Origin of the sequence: Micromonospora sp. NBC_01740 (assembly GCF_035920365.1) — a bacterium.
Classification (GTDB): domain Bacteria; phylum Actinomycetota; class Actinomycetes; order Mycobacteriales; family Micromonosporaceae; genus Micromonospora; species Micromonospora reichwaldensis.
On record NZ_CP109150.1, the window covers coordinates 7,258,534 to 7,277,021 of the forward strand.

Below are 18,488 nucleotides of genomic sequence, written 5' to 3' on the forward strand. Positions count from 1 at the left end.
GTCACCCGGCGCGCGCCGAGCCGACGTCGGACGGGCCCCCTCCCCCACGGGACGGGGCCCGTTCCCGTTCACCCGCCCGCCGTCAGCTCCGGCCGGCGAGCCGGCGGCGCACCTTCTCCCGGACCCCGTCTGGCAGGTCGGGCGCGTCGAGCAGCCGGGGCAGCAGCTCAGGCTCCAGGCTCAGGGCCCGGAACACCTCGCCGATCGTCACCCCGTGCGCGGGCCGGTCCACCACCTCGACCGGGTCCCCCGCGCCGACCTCCCCCTCGCGCAGCACCCGCAGGTACGCCCCGGGCGTCGCCCGTACCGTGAACCGTTTGATCAGGTCGGGTACGCCCCAGAAGCCGGCGAAGGTGGTGCACGGCGTGCGCGGCTTGGTCACCTGGAGCAGCGCGGACCCGACCGCCCACTGCTCGCCGATCACGGCCCCCGTCACGTCCACCGCGTACGTGGTCAGGTTCTCCCCGAAGCCGCCGGGGCGGATGCTGCGGCCCATCTCCCCCGCCCACCAGGACGCGTCCTCCTCGGCGTACGCGTAGACCGCCTGCTCCGGACCGCCGTGGTGGGCGCGTTCGCCGATGAAGTCGCCGGCCACCCCGTCCACGCGCAGCAGCACCGGGCCGCCGACGGGCCGCTTGTCGATGCCGCTGCGGCCGCTCGCGTCGCCCGCCCATTCCGCCTCGGTCACGCCGCCGAGGTTCACCGAAGCCAGCCTGCCCGTCATGGCGGTCAGCCTAGCCCGCTGCCGAACGCCCCCGACACGCGAAGGAAGGGCCCTCGTACACGAGGGCCCTTCCTTGCACTGCGCGTTTGGAGCCGGCCAGGGCCGGCTCCTCCCCGTGCGGGGGGTCAGCCCTTGACGGCGCCGGCCACCAGCCCGGAGACCATCCGCCGTTGCACCAGCAGGAAGAAGATGATCACCGGCAGGGTGAACAGCGTGGACGCGGCCATCACCGGGCCCCAGGCGGTGTCGTCGCGGCCGAAGAAGAACGTCATCGCGACCGGCAGGGTGTAGCTCTCCTGGTCGTTGATGAAGGTCAGCGCGAAGATCAGCTCGTTCCAGGCGGTGATGAACGAGAAGATGCTCGTCGCCACCAGGCCGGGCGCCACCAGCGGGAAGAGGACCTTGCGGAAGATCTGCGCCCGGCTGGCCCCGTCGATGGCGGCGGCCTCCTCCAGTTCCTTGGGCACCGCGGCGACGAAGCCGCGCAGCATCCAGACCGCAAACGGCAGCGAGAAGCCGAGGTAGGTGAGGATCAGGCTCGGCAGGGTGTTGTAGAGCCCGAGCCGCTGGATCATCAGGAACAGCGGGATGACCAGCGCCTCCAGCGGGATCATCTGCACTATCAGCAGCATGATCAGGAAGGTGGTCCGCAGCTTGAACCGGAACCGGGCCACGGCGGTGGCGGCCAGCAGCGCCACCAGACCGCTGAGCACCACGGTGGCGACCGCCACCAGCGCGCTGTTGAGGAAGAAGTCGCCGAAGGTGACGCCCGGGATCAGGTTGCCGGTGAGGATCTGCCGGTAGTGCTCCAGGGTCGGCTCGGTGGGCACCGGCCGGGGGGTGGACGAGAAGATCTCCGAACTCGGCTTCAGCGAGGTCGCGATCATCCAGTAGACCGGGAACGCGGCGAAGAGCGCCACCAGCAGCCCCGCGCCGTTGAGCGCGAGTCGCTTCGCGCCCCCGCCGCCTCCGCGTCGGGTCACGCGTCCTCCTCCTGCTTGAGCACCATGCGGACGTAGAGGCCGGTCACCACCAGCAGGATCAGGGTGAGGATCACCGCGATCGCGGCGCCGAGACCGTACTTCGGCGGGGGTGAGAACGCCTCGGCGTACGAGTAGATGGAGAGCATGAACGTCGGCCGGTCCTGCGTGCCGCCGGCCAGCACGAACTGCTGGGTGAAGACCTTGAAGTCCCAGATCGTGGAGAGCACGATCAGGATCCCGAAGACCGGCCGCAGCAGCGGGAAGGTGATCTTCCAGAACACCTTCCACGGTCCGGCTCCGTCGACCCGGGCCGCCTCGTGCAGCTCACTCGGCACGCTCTTCAGCCCGGCGAGCACGCTGACCGCGATGAACGGGAACGAGTGCCAGACCACCACCAGCGTCAGGATCGAGAAGAACAGCAGCGGCGAGTTGAACCAGCCGTAGCCCGTCCAGTCGCTGCGCCCGAAGAGGCTCTGCGACAGCCCGTCGGGCAGCGCGTTGAACAACCAGGTGACCAGGCCGCTGGTGTCGTCGAAGATCCATTTCCAGACGATCGTGCCGGTCAGCGCCGGGGTGGCCCAGGCGAGCATCACGCAGCTGGCCACGAAGGCGGCCATCTTCTTGCCGAGCCGGTTGAGCAGCAGCCCGACCAGGGTGCCCAGGATCATCGTGAGCACGACGTTGGCCACCGCGAAGAGCACGGTGTTGCGCAGCACCGTCAGGAAGAACGGATCGCTGAGGATCTCGGCGTAGTTGCCGAAGCCCACCCACGGCCACTCACGGTCGCCGCGCAACTGTCGGACGTTGTTGAGCTGGTGGAAGGACATCACCACCACCTGGCCGAGCGGCCAGAGCAGCAGCACGCCGATGATCACCAGGCAGGGCAGGAGCAGCAGGTAGGGCAGGCGGTCCACCCGGCGACGCCGCCGCGCGGGGGTCTCCCGCGCGGCGGCCGTCTCCGGCGCCTCGGTCAGCGTGGTCACTTGGCGTTGAGGATGCTTTCCATCTCCGCGGCCGCGTCGGCGATAGCCTTCTCGACCGTCTTCTGACCCTTCATGACCGAGCTGTTCATCGCCTGGGTCACCGTCTTGGTCCGGCTGACCTCCACCCACTTCGGGGTGAGCGGCGTGAGCTTGGTGTTCTGCATCGTGGTGGCGAACGCCGACATGATCTTGTCGTTGGCGTACTTGTCGCCGCCGACCAGGTCCTTGTAGACCGGGAAGAAGCCGAGGCTGTCGGCGAAGGCCTGGTCGTTCTTCTTGTTCACCAGCACGGTCAGGTAGTCCCAGGCGAGATCCTGCCGCTCGCTGTCCTTCCAGACCGCGACGTCGGAGCCGCCGGCGAAGCCGGGTGCCGCCTTGCCGTCGGGGCCGGGGATCGGGAACGTACCCCAGACCTTCTCGATCTCCGGGTTGTCCTTCTTGATGGCGCCCTGCTGCCAGCTGCCGCCGAAGGCCATCGCCGCCTTGCCGGTGGCGAACTGGGTCCGGGCGTCGATCTCGTTCCAGCCCGCGGCGGCCGGCGGGGCCACCTTGTGCACGGTCACCAGGTCCGTCCAGAACTTGACGGCCTTCTGCGCCTCGGGCGTGTTGTAGCCGGACTTCCAGGAGTCGCCCTGCTGCGTGGCGATCTCCGCGCCGGCGCCCCACAGGAACGAGTAGAACGGCAGCTCGGAGTTGCCCGGCAGTGCGATGCCGTAGGTGCCCGGCTTCTTGGCCTGCACGGTCTTGGCGGCGGCGACCAGCTCGTCCCAGTTGGTCGGCGGCTTGACGCCCGCCTCGGCGAACCAGTCGGCGCGGTAGTACATCCCCCGGACACCGGCGTACCACGGGACGCCGTACTGCTTGCCGTCGAGCTGGGCGTTCTTGACCAGGTCGGGGAGGAGGTCCTTGCCCTCGGTCCAGCCGTTCATCCGGTCGGTCACGTCGGCCAGCGCCTCCTGCGCCGCCCAGCCCTGGGTCTCGGTGTTGCCCAGCTCGGTGATGTCCGGCCCCTCGCCACCGGCGAGCGCGGCCTGGAACTTCTTCGGCGCCTCGAGCCAGGGGATGTACTGGACCACCACGTCCGTGTCCGGGTGCTTCTGCCGGAACTCGGTCTCGACGCCGTCGAGGAACTTGGTCTGCGCCTCGCTGCCCTCGCCCATCATCCAGACCGTCAGCTTGCTGTTGTCGGCGGCCTTGTCGTCATCCGAGCCACCGCAACCGGCCAGGACCATCGCGGCCGAGGCCACGACGGCGGTGACCGGGGCCAGCCGCTTCCACCTGTTCACGCCACATCTCCCTCGCGCCGCTTGGCACTAACCTTCTCCGCCGCACCTTAGTAGGAAAAATTCCTTTACGACAGTGGGCGGTTGGCGAAAGAGAGGCGACGGTACCGCAGCGGGTCGGTCACGCGCGGCCGGGCGCGGGGGGCGAAACCGGGCGCACCCAGACGATCGGGCGTACGCGAAACGGGCGCCCGACCTGTGCGGTCGGACGCCCGTCGAGCGGTACGGGAATTACCGGTGGGTGACGCTGCGGCGACGACCCACACCGGCGACCAGCGCCACGGCGATCGCAGCCAGCACCACCTGGACCAGCAGCTCGCCCCAGTCGACACCGGCGGTCGAAGTGGCGATACCCATCGCCCGGGCCAGCACGGTGCCCAGCAGCGCGGCGCCGACACCGATCAGCATGTGCAGCCACATCGGCATGTTCTGGCGGCCCGGCACGAGCAGGCGACCCAGAGCGCCGACAATGAGACCGACGATGAGCGCAGTGACGATGCCCCAAACGGTGAGCTCCATGTCGCCCTCCTCCTTGAGAAAGTCAGTTCCACGATCTGTGGTGTTCCTGTCGTGACCGCTAAGTTCCCGACCCGCCGAAATTCCAAACCGCTTTTCTGGGGCACCGGTTCGGCACGCTCCAGACCGGACTTCCGGCACCGCCGCAGCGCCGCCGGGTCCGGCCGGGACCGGGCGGACGGACGCCCCGGACTGCCCGTGAAGGGCCCCGGGGCGTACGCGAAACGGGCGCCCGACCTGTGCGGTCGGACGCCCGTCGAGCGGTACGGGAATTACCGGTGGGTGACGCTGCGGCGACGACCCACACCGGCGACCAGCGCCACGGCGATCGCAGCCAGCACCACCTGGACCAGCAGCTCGCCCCAGTCGACACCGGCGGTCTCCGTGGCGATACCCATCGCCCGGGCCAGCACGGTGCCCAGCAGCGCGGCGCCGACACCGATCAGCATGTGCAGCCACATCGGCATGTTCTGGCGGCCCGGCACGAGCAGGCGACCCAGAGCGCCGATGATAAGACCAACGATGAGCGCAGTGACGATGCCCCAAACGGTGAGCTCCACGTCGCCCTCCTCCTTCAAAAAGAATCAGTTCCACTGTCTGTGGTGTTCCTGTCGTGACCGCTAAGTTCCCGACCCGCAGAAAACCCAAACCGGTTCGACCGACGAAGACGACGTCGTACATCAATGGCGCACCGGCGGTGACCGCACCCGCGCGATCATTCGCGCAGGTGGCGCCCTTCTGCCCGGCGGGCGGAGCCCGGGGGCCACGGGGCCGAAAAATTCCTCCGACGCGAACGGCCGGCGCCCCGGGACGGGCGGGACCACCGAGGGTCCGCAGCCCGGCCGGGGCGCCGGCCGTCGTACGTCGTCATCCGCCGGACGCACCGGCGGCAGGTCACTTCTTGCCGGGGGCCTTCCCGTCGCCGGAGTCGGAGGAGAGCGCGGCGATGAAGGCCTCCTGGGGGACCTCCACCCGGCCCACCATCTTCATCCGCTTCTTGCCCTCCTTCTGCTTCTCCAGCAGCTTGCGCTTGCGGCTGATGTCACCGCCGTAGCACTTGGCGAGCACGTCCTTGCGGATCGCCCGGATGGTCTCCCGGGCGATCACCCGGCTGCCGATCGCCGCCTGGATCGGCACCTCGAACTGCTGGCGCGGGATCAGGTTGCGCAGCTTCGCCGCGATCGTGACGCCGTAGTTGTACGCCTTGTCCTTGTGCACGATCGCGCTGAACGCGTCCACCGGCTCACCGTGCAGCAGGATGTCGACCTTCACCAGGTCGGACGCCTGCTCGGTGGAGGGCTCGTAGTCCAGCGAGGCGTAGCCCTTGGTACGGCTCTTCAACTGGTCGAAGAAGTCGAAGATGATCTCCGCGAGGGGCAGCGTGTAGCGCAGTTCCACCCGGTCGGCGGAGAGGTAGTCCATGCCGAGCAGGCTGCCCCGGCGGCCCTGGCAGAGCTCCATCACCGCGCCGACGTAGTCGTTCGGGGTGAGCACCGTGGCGCGCACGACCGGCTCGTACACCTCGGCGATCTTGCCCGTGGGGTACTCGCTCGGGTTCGTCACGACGATCTCCTCGCCGTCCTCCGTGATGGCCCGGTAGACCACGTTCGGCGCGGTGGAGATGAGGTCGAGGTTGTACTCGCGCTCCAGCCGTTCCCGGATGATCTCCAGGTGCAGCAGGCCGAGGAAGCCGCACCGGAAGCCGAAGCCGAGCGCGCCGGACGTCTCCGGCTCGTAGTCGAGCGCGGCGTCGTTGAGCTTGAGCTTGTCCAGCGCCTCGCGCAGGTTGGGATAGTCGGAGCCGTCGATCGGGTAGAGGCCCGAGTAGACCATCGGCTTCGGGTCCTTGTAGCCGCCGAGGGCCTCCTTCGCCGGCCGGGAGTTGATGGTGATCGTGTCACCGACCCGGGACTGGCGGACGTCCTTCACGCCGGTGATCAGGTAACCCACCTCGCCGACGCCGAGCGCGTCGCCCTTCACCATCTCGGGCGAGATGACGCCGATCTCCAGCAGCTCGTGCACGGCGGCGGTCGACATCATCTTGATCCGGTCGCGGGCGCTGATCCGCCCGTCGATGACCCGGACGTAGGTGACCACGCCCCGGTAGACGTCGTAGACCGAGTCGAAGATCATGGCGCGGGCGGGTGCCTCCGCGTCGCCGACCGGGGGCTTGAACTGCCGGACGATCTCGTCGAGCAGGTACGGCACGCCCTCGCCGGTCTTGCCGGACACCTTGATGCAGTCCGCCGGGTCGCCGCCGATCAGGTGCGCCAGCTCCTCGGCGTACTTCTCCGGCTGGGCGGCCGGCAGGTCGATCTTGTTGAGCACCGGGATGACGTGCAGGTCGTTCTCGAGCGCCAGGTAGAGGTTCGCCAGGGTCTGCGCCTCGATGCCCTGCGCGGCGTCGACCAGCAGGATCGCGCCCTCGCAGGCGGCCAGCGACCGGGACACCTCGTAGGTGAAGTCGACGTGGCCCGGGGTGTCGATCATGTTGAGCACGGCGGTCTCGCCGGCCCGGTCGCCCTCCCGGATGGTCCAGGGCATCCGGACGGCCTGGCTCTTGATCGTGATGCCGCGCTCGCGCTCGATGTCCATCCGGTCGAGGTACTGCGCACGCATCTGCCGGGGGTCGACCACGCCGGTGAGCTGCAACATCCGGTCGGCCAGGGTCGACTTCCCGTGGTCGATGTGGGCGATGATGCAGAAGTTCCGGATGCGCGCCGGGTCGGTGGCACCAGGAGCGTTCGCGCCGGAATCGAGCGTCGGTGGCACAGCGGTCCGTTCTGATCGGCTGACGTGAGCGGGCCGGCACGACGCCGGCTCCCTCTATGCTCCCACGTCGCCGCCGCGCGTCCGCTGCGCGGGCGATCCCCGCCGCCGGGACCGCCCCGGGAGCGCCGCCTCGCCCGGCGTCGCGAGCACCGCCCCCTCACCCGGCGTCGCCTCCCGCGCCGCGCCGAGCGGCGAAGGGGCGAGCGGCGGAGGGGCGAGCGGGGTCACTCGGCGGGGGGCTCGACGAAGAGGGCGGCGAGCTTGGGCAGCCGCCGCTTCGCCTCCTCCTCGTCGTCGAAGTCCCAGAAGTCGTTGAGGTCGGGCACCGGCGCCAGCTCCGGGTCCGCCGGCAGCTCGGCGGCGGTGACCCGGCGGTACGCGTCCCACGGCGCCGCCAGCATCTCGGCGGCCGAGAACTCCTCACCGCTGAGCGAGGCCGCCCTGACCTGGGACAGCCCGGCCAGCGAGTCCGGGTCGGCGACGGCACGTGCGAACACCTCGCGACCCTGGGTCATCAGCCAGCCCCGGAAGTGGTGGAAGCCCTCGTCGGACACACCACCGTTGATCAGGTAGGCGGCACCCCAGAGGTCGACCTTGTGGGAGGCGGACAGCACCCGCGCCTGGTGGCGGGCGTACCCGACGATGTCCTCCGGGTCGCGCTCGGCGAGCAGGGCGACGGCCCGCGCGGCGACCGCGTGCGGCTCTCCCCCGCCGCCGGCCCGGGCCCGGTCGATCAACTGCCAGAAGTCGTCGGTCCTCATGGCCTGGCAGTCTGGCAGACCTCGCGCCGCTCCCGCCCCGCCAAGGGAGGCACGGCGGGTCGCGGGCGCCGGGCGCAGTGGCGGTGCGGGCCGATGCCCCGCCAGGCAGCATGGTGGCGTGACCCCGACGTCCCCGCCGCCCGTGCCGTACCACGCGACCGCCCGCCGGCCGGAGTGGGCGACGCTGCCGGCGGCGCTGCGTACCGCCATCGGCGACCGCCTCGGCGCGCCCGTGGTCGCGGCCCGGGTCGCCGGCGCCGGCTTCACCCGCGGCTTCGCCGCCGTGCTCCGCACCGCCGCCGGGGACCGGGCCTTCGTCAAGGCCGCGGCCACCGCCGAGCAACCGCGACTGGTCGACTGGTACGCCCGGGAGGCCGCGATCCTCGACCGGCTCCCGGCCGGGCTGCCGGCGCCCCGCCCCCGGTGGACCCTGTACGAGGCCGGCTGGTTCGCGCTCTGCCTCGACGCCGTCGACGGGCACACGCCCCGACTGCCCTGGGACCCCGCCGAGCTGACCGCGACCCTGACCGGGTACGCCGACGTCGCCGCCGCGCTGGCCGGTGCGCCGGCCGGGCTGCGCGAACTCGGGCTGCCCCACCTCGCCGACCTGGCCCGCGACGACATCCTCTGGTGGGGCGAGGTGGCCGCCGGCCGGGAGCCGGCACCGCCGCTGCCCGCGCCGCTCCGGGACCGCCTGCCCGAGCTGGTCGCGCTGGAGTCCCGCCTCCCCGCGTACGCCGCCGGCGCCACCGGCCTGATCCACGGCGACCTGCGGCTGGACAACGTGCTGATCGACGGGGCGGGGCGGGCCTGGTTCTGCGACTGGACGTGGCTCTGCCAGGGGCCGCCCTGGTTCGACCTGGTGACCCTGCTGCTCACCGCGTACGCCGACGGCCTGGACGCCGACGCGCTCTTCGCCCGGCACCCGGCATCGGCGGGCGCGCCTCCCGACGCGCTGGACGCCAGCCTCGCCGCCCTCTCCGGCTACTTCCTCACCACCGCCGCCTCGGCGCCCGGTACCGCGTCACCGCACCTCCCGGCGCACCAGCGGTGGAGCGGCGAGCAGTCACTCGGCTGGCTCGCCCGCCGGCAGGGCTGGACCTGACCGTTCGCCGTGGGGCGCGGCGCCCACCAGGGCGGGGACCGAGCCGTTTTGGCTCGTCCCGGGCGACCTGGTAACCTGGCTCTTCGCGCAGCGATGACGCATGCTCGTCGCGCGCGGAATGCAGACCAACCCGAGCTATCAAGACGAGGCTGTCGCGTGGCGAACATCAAGTCCCAGATCAAGCGCAACCGGCAGAACGAGAAGCGCCGGCTGCGTAACAAGTCGGTCAAGTCGTCGCTGAAGACCGCCGTCCGGAAGTTCAACGAGGCCGCTGAGGCCGGTGACGTCGAGAAGGCCACCATCCTCATGCGGGACGCCTCGCGCAAGCTGGACAAGGCGGTCAGCAAGGGCGTGATCCACTCGAACCAGGCCGCGAACCGCAAGTCCGCGATCGCCCGGCGCGTGGTGTCGCTCTCCGCCTGACGAGGCGACCTCAGACCTGACCGGAAGCCCCGGGCACGACCCGGGGCTTCCGGCTGTCTGCTTTTCACGCGCTGCGCTGCGAACGCGCCGCCGTTCGCCATGGCCTGGCGTCGTTCGCTGCGGCTCGCCGTCGGTCGCACAGCAGATCTTGGCGGGAACAGGCCCTCACCGGGGCCGTTTCCTTCCAAGATCTCAAGCGGGGCGGCCTCGGGTGGGCCACGGCCTGCTGGGCACCGATCGGTCGCCGGGTTCGCCGTCGGATCGCTGTGACCGGCCTCCGGTCGGCGGCGGATCGTCAGCCCAACGGATCGGGGTGGGCACGCTGCGGGCCGAACTCGGCGTCCGCGCGGCCACCGTCGCGCTCCCCCGTGCCGTACTGCGCGTCCAGGTACACCTGCCGGTCGCGTACGGCCCGCGCGGTGTGCGGCACCGGCGACGCCGTGACGACGACGCCCTGCACGGTGTGCGCGACCCAGTCGACCCTGGCCCGCCCGACCACCGGCTCCATCTGCTGGCGGAAGCGGTCCCGTTCCTGCTCGGGCACGAGGGCGGCGGTGCGGACCACCATCGCGGCCACCATGTCGTTGAGCTTCACCATCGCGGCCACCGTGGCGGGCAGGACGAGCACCGACCACCAGGTGACCAGCTCGGCGAGGGCGAGCAGCGCGGCGAGCGCGACGGCGCCCTCGAAGAAGAGGAAGCAGAGCACCCCGCCCGGGTTGACGAAGCGCAGCCGGAGCAGGCGCGCGTAGAGCGGACGGTACCGCTCCTCGTCGGCGGGGATCGTGGCCCACGAGCCGCGGGGTGCTCCGCTCACCGGGCGCCACCCTGCCGGGCGGCGGCGACCGAGAACACGGCCCGCTCCAGCGCGTACGCGCGGTCGTCCGAGCCGCCCTTGACGGCCGCGTTGCACTCGGCCGCGGCCCGCATCGCCTCGACCAGCCCTTCGGGCGTCCAGCCACGGGCCCGCTGCTGAGCGGACCTGATCTTCCATGCCGGCATGCCGAGGGTGCTCGCCAACTGGAAGGGGTCGCCCCGACCGGCGGCGGCGACCCGGGCCACGGTGCGGACGCCGTCGGCGATCGCGTCGGCGATCGGCACCGGGTCGACCCCCACGTGCAGCGCCCAGCGCAGCGCCTCCAGTGCCGCCGGCACGTCGCCCACCATGGCGGCGTCGGCGACGGTGAAGCCGGTCACCTCGACCCGCCCCCGGTAGTAGCGGGCGACCGTGTCGGCGCCGATGCGCCCGTCGGTGTCGGCCATCAGCTGGGAGCAGGCGGCGGCCAGCTCGCGCAGGTCGTTGCCGACCGCCGCGATGAGCGTCTCGGCCGCGTCGTCGGTGCACTTCCCGCCAGCCCGGCGGATCTCGTCCCGGACGAAGGCCACCCGGTCGCGGTGCCCCTTGAGCTTTGCCGCCGGCACCACCGTCGCCCCGGCCGCCTTCAGCCCGTCGGCGAACGCCTTGCCCTTGGCCCCGCCGAGGTGCAGCACGATCAGCTGCACGTCCGGGTCGGGATTCTTCGCGTACGCCAGCAGGGCCGCCACCAGGTCCTTGCGGGCGTCCTGGCCGGCGCGCAGCACCAGCACCCGTCGCCCGCCGAAGAGGGACGGGCTGAGCATCTCGGCGATCTCGCCGACGACGAGGGCGCCGGCCTGGTATTCGCGGACGTCCACGTCGGGGTCGACGCTGCGGGCCTTCACGACGGCTTCGGTGACCGCGCGCGTGGCGAGCAGCTCCTCGTCGCCGAGGACGAGCAGAATAGGAGCGAAGCTGGCGGCGGTCACGCCGCCCATATTCGCACGGCCGGCGGCCGGATCCAGTCTGCTCGTCCGCACTCCGGTTGCGGAGCCCGCACTCAGCGCAAATCCAGACATTTACCTCAGTGCACCGCTAAAGCGAATAATCGGCGTCGATTCCTACCGTTGTCGGCCCGGCGGCGTGCCTCGTGTCGCCACCCCCAGGCCGGCCCGGCCGAGCACCGCCGCCACGTCCCCCTCCGTGTCGGTACGCAGCACCCGCGCCCCGCCCCGGGCCAGCCGCCCGAGCACCGCCGGATTGGGGTGCCCGTAGGTGTTGCCCGTCCCCACCGGCACCAGGGCCACCACGGGACGCACCGCGTCCAGGAAGGCCGGGTCCTGGTAGGCCGACCCGTGGTGCGCGACCTTCAGCACCTCGGCCCGCAGGCCGCCCGGCGAGCTGTCGTCCAGCAGCGCCCGCTGCTCCTCGGTCTCAGCGTCCCCGGCGAGCAGGATCCGTACGCCGGAGACGGTGGCGAGCAGCATCAGCGAGTTGTTGTTGGGATCCGACCGGGTGCCGCGCATCGGGCGGGGCGGGCCGATGACGGTGAACTCGACGCCACCCTCCCGGTACCGCCACCCGGCCGCGCCCGCCACCACGTCGACGGAGTGCGCCGCGGCCTCGGCGAGGACCAGTTCCCGCCCGGCGGCGGGCTCGGACCACTGCGGGGTGAGCACGGCACCCACCGGTCGACCCCGGAACACGCCCGCCACGCCGCCGGTGTGGTCGACGTGGAAGTGGCTGACCACCAGCAGCGCGACCTCCCGTACGCCCAGCCGACGCAGGCAGCCGTCCGCCGCCCCCGGGTCCGGCCCGGCGTCGACCACCACCGCCCGGCCGGCCGCCACCGGCAGCACGACGGTGTCGCCCTGGCCGACCGCGCAGGCGGCGACCACCCAGCCCGCCGGGGGCCAGCCGGGGGCGGCCAGCCGTACGGGCAGCGTGCCGACCACGACGGCGACGACGACCACCGCCACCAGCCGGCGGACGACCGGGTGCCGGGTGGCCACCAGCAGCGCGACGGTCAGCCCGGTCAGCAGCAGGGCCCCCGGCACCCCGCCCGGCCACGGCAGCGTGCCCGCCGGCAGCCGCGCGCCGTGCCGCGCCACCATGACCAGCCACCAGGCCGGCCAGCTGGCCAGCCACGCGACGAACTCCGCCCCGGCCGGCCAGACGGGCGACACCGCCGCCGCCAGCACCCCGAGCACCGTGGCGGGCGCGATCGCCGGCACCGCCAGCAGGTTCGCCGGCACGGCGACCAGGCTCACCGTGCCCGAGATCCCGGCCACCACCGGGGCGCAGGCGAGCTGCGCGGCCGCCGGCACGGCCAACGCCTCGGCGAGCCCGGCCGGCACCCCGCGCCGACGGAGCCCGTCGCGCCACCTCGGGGCGAGCAGCAGCAGACCACCGGTGGCCAGCACGGAGAGCGCGAAGCCGGCGTCGCCGGCCAGCTCCGGGTCGACCAGCACCAGCACGGCCACCCCGGCGGAGAGGGCGGGCAGCGCCGCCCGGGGACGTCCGGCCGCCAACGCCGCCAGCCCGATGGCGCCCATGGTGGCGGCGCGCACCACGCTCGGTGAGGGACGGACCAGGATGACGAAGCCCACCAGCGCCAACCCGCAGAGCCCGGCGGCCAGCCACGGCCCGGCCCGCGCCCACCGGGCCAGCAGCAGCACCGCCCCGACGACGATGGCCACGTTGGAGCCGGAGACCGCGTTCAGGTGGGTCATGCCGGTGGCGAGGAAGTCCTCCTCGACGGTGGGCGGCAGCCGGCTCGTGTCGCCGACCACCAGGCCGGGCAGCAGCCCGCCCTGCTCGTCGGGGAGCGGCAGGCAGGCGCGTTGCAGGCCGGCCCGCAACGATCCGGCGGCGCGCTGCGGCGACGGGGCGGCCCCGTGCGGCACCGGCGGTCCGGCCGCGCTCAGCACCGCCGCGGTCAGGTCGCCGCCGCGCGGGGCGGCGAGCCGTCCTTCGGCGGTCAGCCGCTGACCGGGCAACTGCCCCCGCCAGGCGGGATCGGTGGCGAGGACCAGCACGTGGGCCGGCGTCGCGACCCGTCGTCCGTCCGGGCCGGTGAACCAGGTCAGCTCGGCCGGCACGAGCAGGGTGGCCGGGCGCCCGGCGACGCCGCGTACGGGGCGGGGGTCGTCGCGGACGACCAGTTCGGCGGTGACGACCGCCCGCTCCTCGACCAGGGCGCGGACGGGACCGGAGTCGCGGACGGACAGCCGCGCGGCGGTGGCCGTCGCGCCGCAGACGACGCCGAGCAGCACGGCGACGGCGATCCAGCCGTACCGCCGGACGGGGTCGGCCGGCCGCCCGAGGACGCCGGCCAGGTGCAGCCCGCCCAGCACCGACCCTCCGGCCGCCACCGCCGCCAGGAGCAGGGTCCGGCCGACGGTCAGGTGCAGCCCGGCCAGCGCGGCGAGCCAGGTGGCCACCGCCAGTCCGGCCAGCCGCAGGTCGATGGCCGCCGCGACCCGCTCGCCCCCGGCGTCGACGCCGGAGGCCGCGGGGCCGGCCGGGCCGGAGCCGGACGAGCCGAGGCCAGGGCCAGTGCCGGACGGGCCGAGCGCGCCGCCGGTCGTCACACCGTCACCAGGTCCTTGAGCTGCTCGTAGCGGGCGTCGCCGATGCCGTCCACCTGGCGCAGGTCGCCGACCGAGCGGAAGCCACCCTGCTGGTCGCGGTGGGTGAGGATGCGCTGGGCGAGCACCGGCCCGACGCCCGGCAGCGCGTCGAGCTGCGCGAGCGTCGCGGTGTTCAGGTTGAGCCGGCCGCCCGCGCCGGGCACCCCCGGCGCACCGCCGGAAACTGCCCCGGGCGGGGGTGCCGCGCCCGGCGGTGCCGCGACGCCGACCAGGATCAGTTCCCCGTCGGTGACCTTGCGGGCGGGGTTGAGCAGGGCCACGTCCACCCCCGGCAGCGCCCCGCCGGCCGCCTCCACGGCGTCGGCGACCCGCGCGCCGGCCGGCACCCGGACCAGCCCGGGACGGCGTACCTTGCCGGCGACCGCGACCACCAGCTCGCCGGCCGACGTGGCGGCCGGTTCCGCGAGGCCGGTCACCGTCGCATCGGATGCCTCGGCGGTGGCGACCGGGCGGACCGGCTCGGTCTGCGGCCGGGACCGCCAGGCCCAGAAGCCGGCCCCGAGCACCACCAGCACGGCGACGACGGCCAGCGCCCGCACTCCCCGCCGGCCGGGGTCGAACGCCCCGGGCCCCGGCAACCGGGACGCCACGCCGGCATCGACGGCCCGGGTCGGCGGGTCGGGTTCCGGCGGCCCCGTCGCGCCGGCCGGCGACGCCGGTGCGCGGGACGGAAACGCCGGTGTGCGGGGCGGCAGCGCCACGACCGGCTCCGGCACCCCGACCGAGCCCGGACCGTCGACGGACAGTCCGGCGAGCCTCCGATGATCGCCGGACAGCCCGGCCGGCCCGTTACGGTCGCCGAACGGCCCGGCCGGCCCCTGACGGTCGTCGAACTGCCCGGCGGGTTCGCCGGTCCGTTCCAGGGGATCGGCGGACTCGCCGAGGTGCGCCGGTGCGGCGCTCGACGGCCAGCCCGCCACGAGCTGGCGCAGTCGTTCCCGGACCACCGTCTCCTCGTCTTCTGACACGACGCGAAGCTAGGTCCGCGAGCCCGGGGCGCGCGGCCGGCCGGGGCACGGCTGTGGATGACGGCACCGCCTGTGGACAACCGCCTGATCATGCGGGTGATGTGCTAGGGCGGCGAAGAACGGCAGCTCAGCGGTTGCTGGCGTCGAGGGCAGCCTGCTCCACCCGCTGGCGGTGGTCCCGCCACCACGGCTCGTCAGCAGGTGGCAGGTTGTCGTTACTCGGCAGCAGCCCGGCCGCGCCGTCGACCAGCTCGCGCACGATGTCCGCGTGGCCGGCGTGCCGTTGTGTCTCCGCGACGACGTGGACCAGGACGCGGTGCAGTGTGACCGCGGCATCGCCCCACCACGGCACCCGGCCGATGTCGTCGAGCGCGAGGGCTTCGATGGTGGTGTCGGCGTGGGAGCTGGCGCGACGGTACAACGCGACGATCTCTTCGCGACTCTCGTCCGCGGTCGCCCACATGTCGGCATTGGTCTCGGCGCCGTCGCCGACGTACGGCAGCTCCTGCTCGAACGGCCGGCCGAACACGACGCCGAAGTAGAGGATCTCCATGGCCGCCGCGTGCTTCACCAGGCCGAGCAGGTTGGTCGCGGTCGGGGTCAGCGGGCGCCGGGCGTCGTACTCGCTGAGCCCGTCGAGCTTCCACAGCAGCGCGTCACGGCCGCCCTTCAGGTAACTGTGCAGGTCGTCCTTCATCGGGTCACGATGGCATCCGGACGGGTGCCGGCGCTGCCCCGCATGATCGACAGAGATCACGAACGAGAGGACGCACCTTGGCCGGCGGCCGGCGGCCGGCGGTGCACGACCACGCAGGCCAGGCCGGGCCCGGCGTGCGCGGCGACCACCGCGCCGGCCTCCGAGACGTACGAGTCGTGCAGCCGGTCGCCCAGCCGGGCCGTCAGCGCCTCCAGCAGCGCCTCCGCCCGCTGCGGCGCGGCGAGGTGGTGCACCGCCAGGTCGACGTCGGCGTCGCCGGCGGCCTCGACGGCCAGGTCGGCCAGCCGCGCCACGCCCCGGCTGGCCGTACGCACCTTGTCCCTGAGGACGATCGCGCCGTCCGGCATGTGCATGATCGGCTTGACCGACAGGGCGGTGCCGAGCAGCGCCTCGGCGGCGCCGATCCGGCCGCCCCGGCGGAGGAACTCCAGCGTGTCGACGTAGAACCAGATGCTGGTACGGGCGATGGCGTCGACGGCGGCGTCGCGTACCGCCGACAGGTCCTCGCCCCGCTCGGCGGCCGTGGCGGCGGCGACGGCGGGGAAGCCGAGGCCCATGCCGGTCGAGCGGCTGTCGACCACGGCGACCCGGTCGTCGAACCCGGCGGCGGCCAGCCGGGCGGCCTCCACCGTGCCGGAGAGTTCGGCCGACAGGTGCACCGAGACGATCCCGTCGGCGCCCGCGTCGAACAGCTCCCGGTACGTCTGGGCGAACTGCTCCGGCGCGGGGCGCGAGGTGCTCACCGAGACGCGCCGGCCGCCGAGCACCCGGGTGGCGTCGGCAGGGGTGGTCTCCACCCCCTCCAGCCCTTCGGCGCCGTTGAGCACGACGGCCAGCGGCACCACCGTCAGCCGGTGCACGCGCAGCAGCTCGGGCGGGAGATAGGCGGTGGAGTCGGTGACGACCGCGACGGGCATGCCCGGCACGCTAGCCGATGTCGTCGGGGAACGCCCGGGTCAGACGGCCTCGGTGGCCGGGACGGTGATCAGGCCGACGTTGTGGGCGCGCAGGTGCCAGCCCCGGGCGGCGTCGTGGCGCAGCTCGGTCCAGTGGCAGTTCTGCAGCGAGCCGATGGTGCGCAGGACGGCGTGCTCCCAGCCGAGCAGGTGGCCGCAGCCCTGCCGGGCCGCGCCGCCGTGGGTGGCGACCACCACGGTGCCGCCGGGCACGGCGTCGGCGGCGTCGGACAGGGCCGCGCCCATCCGCTTGCCGAGGTCGTCCAGGGTCTCGATGCCGGCGCCCGGGTCCGGGTCGCCGGCCCGCCAGCGGGCGAACTCGGCGGGATGGCGCTCGGCGGCCTCGGTGAGGGCCAGCCCCTGCCAGGAACCGAAGTGCCGCTCCCGCAGCCGTGGGTCGGTGCGCACCGGCAGCCCGGTCAGCGCGGCCAGCGCGCCGGCGGTGTCCGCCGCGCGGCTCAGGTCGCTGGCCACGATGGCGTCGGGCCGCAGCCCGGCCAGCAGGGGCGCCGCGGTGCGGGCCTGCTCGCGGCCGAGGTCGTTGAGCGGTACGTCGGTCTGCCCCTGGACCCGGCTGGCGGCGTTCCAGTCGGTGTTGCCGTGCCGCCAGATGATCAGGCGGGTCATTCCGCGGTGGTGGAGCCGGTGCCGGACTCGGCGTCGACGAGGTCGCGGTCGACGAACGGGATCGTCGGGCAGTCCTTCCAGAGCCGGTCGAGGGCGTAGAACTCGCGCTCCTCGGTGTGCTGGACGTGCACCACGATGTCGACGTAGTCGAGCAGCACCCACCGGCCGCCCCGCTCGCCCTCGCGCCGGATCGGCTTGGCCTTCTCCGGCAGCTCCAGCAGCCGCTCCTCGATGGCATCGACGATGGCGAGCACCTGACGCTCGTTGGGAGCCGCGGCGAGCAGGAACGCGTCGGTGATGGCGAGCTGGTCGCCCACGTCGATGATGACGATGTCCTGCGCCTTCTTGTCGGCCGCGGCCTGGGCGGCGGCGATGGCCAACTCGTGGGCGCGTTCGGAAATTGTCACCGTTCTCCTTCGATCAACCGTGCGATCCTCCAAGCGTCTCACACCCGGTGGAATCCCGACTCGTCAGTTCTGGCGCGTTACCCGCCCGAACCGCCCCATACCGGGCCGAATCACGTCTGATAGAGGCGTCGCTTGGCGATGTACTGCACCACACCGTCCGGCACCAGATACCAGACCGGCTCCCCTCGGGCGACCCGGGCCCGGCAGTCCGTGGACGAGATGGCCATGGCCGGGACCTGCACCAGGCTCACCGTGTCGGCCGGCAGGTGCGCGGCGGTCAATTCGAAGCCAGGCCGGGTCACCCCGATGAAGTGGGCCAGTTCGAAGATCTCGTCCAGGTCCTTCCAGGAGAGGATCCGCTCCAGCGCGTCCGCCCCGGTGATGAAGAACAGCTGCACCTTCGGGCCGTACTCGGCGTGCAGGTCACGCAGGGTGTCGACGGTGTAGGTGGGCCCGCCCCGGTCGATGTCCACCCGGCTGACCTGGAAGCGGGGGTTGGAGGCGGTGGCGATGACCGTCATCAGGTAGCGGTCCTCCGCCGGGCTGACCGGCTCGTCCGCCTTCTGCCACGGCTGGCCGGTGGGGACGAAGACCACCTCGTCCAGCCCGAACCGGTCCGCCACCTCGCTGGCCGCGACGAGGTGCCCGTGGTGGATCGGGTCGAAGGTGCCGCCCATGATCCCGACCCGCCGGATGTCTTCCTCCACCCCGCGATCCTAGGCCGGGCGGAACCGGCGGCCCCGAGGGGTCGCCGGACCGTCCCGTCCGGCGACCCGGCCCCTGCGCGCTCACGGTGGCCGCCGGCGACCACCC

At 73.0% G+C, this 18,488-nt stretch carries 19 protein-coding genes; 2 read left to right on the forward strand and 17 right to left on the reverse strand.

All coding sequences use genetic code 11. From position 1 onward, the window contains the following. Window positions 1-82: 82 nt before the first annotated feature. From OG989_RS31625 to OG989_RS31660, 8 genes are all read right to left on the reverse strand, one after another. Window positions 83-724 carry an MOSC domain-containing protein gene (locus OG989_RS31625; protein WP_151452810.1) on the reverse strand — a complete coding sequence of 214 codons (642 nt, stop codon included), beginning with the start codon at window positions 722-724 and terminating at the stop codon, window positions 83-85. Window positions 725-849: 125 nt separating this feature from the next. After that, window positions 850-1,707 (reverse strand): carbohydrate ABC transporter permease, encoded by an 858-nt coding sequence (locus OG989_RS31630; RefSeq protein WP_151452809.1) that lies wholly within the window; start codon window positions 1,705-1,707, stop codon window positions 850-852. Continuing rightward, the gene (locus tag OG989_RS31635; protein WP_151452808.1) at window positions 1,704-2,690 is read right to left on the reverse strand and encodes a carbohydrate ABC transporter permease; all 987 of its coding nucleotides are present in this window, start codon (window positions 2,688-2,690) and stop codon (window positions 1,704-1,706) included. Before OG989_RS31635 ends, OG989_RS31630 begins: the two co-directional genes overlap by 4 nt. Further along, window positions 2,687-3,976 (reverse strand): sugar ABC transporter substrate-binding protein, encoded by a 1,290-nt coding sequence (locus OG989_RS31640; RefSeq protein ID WP_327029326.1) that lies wholly within the window; start codon window positions 3,974-3,976, stop codon window positions 2,687-2,689. Before OG989_RS31640 ends, OG989_RS31635 begins: the two co-directional genes overlap by 4 nt. 228 nt (window positions 3,977-4,204) lie before the next feature. Beyond that, on the reverse strand, window positions 4,205-4,492 hold the full coding sequence (locus OG989_RS31645; protein ID WP_151452806.1) for a GlsB/YeaQ/YmgE family stress response membrane protein: 288 nt from the start codon (window positions 4,490-4,492) through the stop codon (window positions 4,205-4,207). A gap of 269 nt (window positions 4,493-4,761) precedes the next feature. After that, window positions 4,762-5,049, reverse strand: coding sequence for a GlsB/YeaQ/YmgE family stress response membrane protein (locus OG989_RS31650; RefSeq protein WP_151452805.1), 288 nt, complete (start codon window positions 5,047-5,049; stop codon window positions 4,762-4,764). Between the two features lie 334 nt (window positions 5,050-5,383). Continuing rightward, complete coding sequence (lepA, locus tag OG989_RS31655) at window positions 5,384-7,261, reverse strand: translation elongation factor 4 (protein WP_151452804.1); 1,878 nt, start codon at window positions 7,259-7,261, stop codon at window positions 5,384-5,386. 224 nt (window positions 7,262-7,485) lie between these two features. After that, on the reverse strand, window positions 7,486-8,022 hold the full coding sequence (locus OG989_RS31660) for a DUF4240 domain-containing protein (protein ID WP_151452803.1): 537 nt from the start codon (window positions 8,020-8,022) through the stop codon (window positions 7,486-7,488). A gap of 118 nt (window positions 8,023-8,140) precedes the next feature. Between OG989_RS31660 and OG989_RS31665 the strand changes: the two genes are divergently transcribed. Together OG989_RS31665 and rpsT are read left to right on the forward strand one after the other, a co-directional pair. Beyond that, on the forward strand, window positions 8,141-9,127 hold the full coding sequence (locus OG989_RS31665; RefSeq protein ID WP_327029327.1) for a phosphotransferase family protein: 987 nt from the start codon (window positions 8,141-8,143) through the stop codon (window positions 9,125-9,127). Between the two features lie 156 nt (window positions 9,128-9,283). Further along, window positions 9,284-9,550: a 30S ribosomal protein S20 gene (rpsT, locus tag OG989_RS31670; protein WP_132240425.1), complete on the forward strand. Its 267-nt coding sequence runs from the start codon at window positions 9,284-9,286 to the stop codon at window positions 9,548-9,550. Window positions 9,551-9,845: 295 nt separating this feature from the next. On the opposite strand, the gene OG989_RS31675 is transcribed toward rpsT, so the two are convergent. The 9 genes from OG989_RS31675 to nadD all read right to left on the reverse strand — a co-directional run bounded on the left by OG989_RS31675 (window position 9,846) and on the right by nadD (window position 18,382). Then, window positions 9,846-10,367 (reverse strand): hypothetical protein, encoded by a 522-nt coding sequence (locus OG989_RS31675; RefSeq protein WP_327029328.1) that lies wholly within the window; start codon window positions 10,365-10,367, stop codon window positions 9,846-9,848. Continuing rightward, window positions 10,364-11,344, reverse strand: a complete 981-nt coding sequence (holA, locus tag OG989_RS31680; RefSeq protein ID WP_151452801.1) for a DNA polymerase III subunit delta — start codon at window positions 11,342-11,344, stop codon at window positions 10,364-10,366. Before holA ends, OG989_RS31675 begins: the two co-directional genes overlap by 4 nt. A gap of 123 nt (window positions 11,345-11,467) precedes the next feature. Next, window positions 11,468-13,939 (reverse strand): ComEC/Rec2 family competence protein, encoded by a 2,472-nt coding sequence (locus OG989_RS31685; RefSeq protein WP_327029329.1) that lies wholly within the window; start codon window positions 13,937-13,939, stop codon window positions 11,468-11,470. Continuing rightward, window positions 13,936-14,775: a helix-hairpin-helix domain-containing protein gene (locus tag OG989_RS31690; protein ID WP_442791968.1), complete on the reverse strand. Its 840-nt coding sequence runs from the start codon at window positions 14,773-14,775 to the stop codon at window positions 13,936-13,938. Before OG989_RS31690 ends, OG989_RS31685 begins: the two co-directional genes overlap by 4 nt. A 319-nt stretch (window positions 14,776-15,094) precedes the next feature. After that, window positions 15,095-15,664 carry a DinB family protein gene (locus tag OG989_RS31695; RefSeq protein WP_327029330.1) on the reverse strand — a complete coding sequence of 190 codons (570 nt, stop codon included), beginning with the start codon at window positions 15,662-15,664 and terminating at the stop codon, window positions 15,095-15,097. Between the two features lie 56 nt (window positions 15,665-15,720). Continuing rightward, window positions 15,721-16,602, reverse strand: coding sequence for a DegV family protein (locus OG989_RS31700; RefSeq protein WP_327029331.1), 882 nt, complete (start codon window positions 16,600-16,602; stop codon window positions 15,721-15,723). Between the two features lie 39 nt (window positions 16,603-16,641). Continuing rightward, a complete protein-coding gene (locus tag OG989_RS31705; RefSeq protein WP_151452798.1) occupies window positions 16,642-17,268 on the reverse strand; it encodes a histidine phosphatase family protein in 627 nt (208 codons plus the stop codon). Continuing rightward, window positions 17,265-17,675, reverse strand: a complete 411-nt coding sequence (gene rsfS / locus OG989_RS31710; protein WP_132240430.1) for a ribosome silencing factor — start codon at window positions 17,673-17,675, stop codon at window positions 17,265-17,267. Before rsfS ends, OG989_RS31705 begins: the two co-directional genes overlap by 4 nt. A gap of 110 nt (window positions 17,676-17,785) precedes the next feature. Further along, complete coding sequence (gene nadD, locus OG989_RS31715; protein ID WP_151452797.1) at window positions 17,786-18,382, reverse strand: nicotinate-nucleotide adenylyltransferase; 597 nt, start codon at window positions 18,380-18,382, stop codon at window positions 17,786-17,788. Between the last annotated feature and the right edge of the window lie 106 nt (window positions 18,383-18,488).

Bases quoted from the DNA above. Each gene is read 5' to 3' on its own strand.
- OG989_RS31660 (WP_151452803.1), bottom strand. From the start codon at position 8,022: ATGAGGACCGACGACTTCTGGCAGTTGATCGACCGGGCCCGGGCCGGC.
- holA (WP_151452801.1), bottom strand. From the start codon at position 11,344: ATGGGCGGCGTGACCGCCGCCAGCTTCGCTCCTATTCTGCTCGTCCTC.
- OG989_RS31625 (WP_151452810.1), bottom strand. From the start codon at position 724: ATGACGGGCAGGCTGGCTTCGGTGAACCTCGGCGGCGTGACCGAGGCG.
- OG989_RS31695 (WP_327029330.1), bottom strand. From the start codon at position 15,664: ATGAAGGACGACCTGCACAGTTACCTGAAGGGCGGCCGTGACGCGCTG.
- OG989_RS31705 (WP_151452798.1), bottom strand. From the start codon at position 17,268: ATGACCCGCCTGATCATCTGGCGGCACGGCAACACCGACTGGAACGCC.
- OG989_RS31645 (WP_151452806.1), bottom strand. From the start codon at position 4,492: ATGGAGCTCACCGTTTGGGGCATCGTCACTGCGCTCATCGTCGGTCTC.
- OG989_RS31700 (WP_327029331.1), bottom strand. From the start codon at position 16,602: ATGCCCGTCGCGGTCGTCACCGACTCCACCGCCTATCTCCCGCCCGAG.